Raw genomic sequence first — 1,408 nt, forward strand, 5'->3', positions numbered from 1 at the left:
CCCACCCACACCCCCCCCCCCCCCCCCCCCCCCACTCCCCCCCCCCCCCCCCCCCCCCCCCCCCCCCCCCCCCCCCCCCCCCCCCCCCCCCCCCCCCCCCCCCCCCGACCCACGTTCCTTCCCGGCAGCGCCCGGCGGTCAGCGCGTGCGGAGCCAGTCGCCGAAGGCCGCCAGGGCGGGGCCCGGATCGCGGCGCCCCAGGCCGATCCGGAAGCGGTCGGCGGGAGCGGGCGTCAGGTCGGAGTGGAACATGCTCGCGGGCAGCAGCAGGACGCCCGCCTGCTCGACCAGCGCGGTGCAGAAGTCCTCGACCCCGTCCGCCCCGAGGTAGCGCGGGTAGGCGACGCAGCCGCCGTCCGGGGCGCGCCACTCGAAGAGGTCGCCGAACTCGGCGAAGAACGCGTCGAACCGCGGCAGGTTCTCCGCGATGATCGCGCGGTTGCGCGCCAGGATCTGCTCGCGGGCGTTGATCGCGATGCGGGCCAGCACCTCGCTCGGCGCCGAGTTGCAGATCGTGGTGTAGTGCTTGGCCCGCTCCAGCCGGGAGCGCAACTCCTGGTCGCGGCAGGCGATCCAGCCGATCCGCAGGCCGGGCAGGCCGAGCGACTTCGAGGTGACGTTGAGCGAGAGGGCGCGCGCGGAGAGGTCGGCGGCCTGCGGCAGCGCCCGGGCCGGGTCGCGCTCCAGACCGCGGTAGACCTCGTCGGAGAAGAGCCGGATGCCGCGCTCGTCGCACAGCTCCACCAGACGCGTGAAGTCGGCCGCGGCGATGACCTTGCCGGTCGGGTTGTGCGGGAAGTTCACCGACAGCACCCGGGTGTTCGGGCGCAGTGCGGCCGTGACCGCGTCGAGGTCGAGCGCCCAGTCGTCCTTCTCGTCCAGGGCGACGCCGGTGACCTCGCAGAGGGAGAGCGGGATGGTCTCGGCGGACTGGTAGTTGGGGGTCACCACCACGGCGTGGTCGCTCCGGTCGAGGAGCACCTGCATGGCGAGGTTGAGCCCCTCCTGCGCGCCGCCGAAGCAGAGCACGTCGTCGGCGTCGACCTCCTGGTACATCCCGGCGATGGCGCGGCGCAGCTCCGGATCGCCGTAGGTCTCGGTGTAGCCGAGGGCGAGGCCGTCCCAGGCCCGGCGGTCCTCGGGGCCGGCCAGGGCGAGGAGTTCGGCCATCGTCATGGTCTGGGCGTCGGAGGCGGCGAGGTGGTGGCGGGCGCTGAACTCCCAGCGCGAGAAGTAGGTTTCGAGTCGGAAGTCGGGGAGCCTGGTCATCTCTCTGTCACTCGCTCTCGTCGGCGCCGGGGGAGGGGGGGGGGGGGGGGTGGGGGGGGGGGGGGGGGTGGTGGGTGTCCTGGGGCGGCCAGAACTCTAGAGCGTGCCCGGGGTCGTGGGCGCGCTGTGGTTCCACGAA

1 protein-coding gene is annotated in these 1,408 nt (G+C 74.5%); it reads right to left on the reverse strand.

All coding sequences use genetic code 11. From position 1 onward, the window contains the following. Positions 1-138: 138 nt before the first annotated feature. Positions 139-1,269: a pyridoxal phosphate-dependent aminotransferase gene (locus AC07BF_RS00275; RefSeq protein WP_363630526.1), complete on the reverse strand. Its 1,131-nt coding sequence runs from the start codon at positions 1,267-1,269 to the stop codon at positions 139-141. Positions 1,270-1,408: the final 139 nt, after the last annotated feature.

The organism is Kitasatospora sp. NPDC043950 (assembly GCF_056435345.1).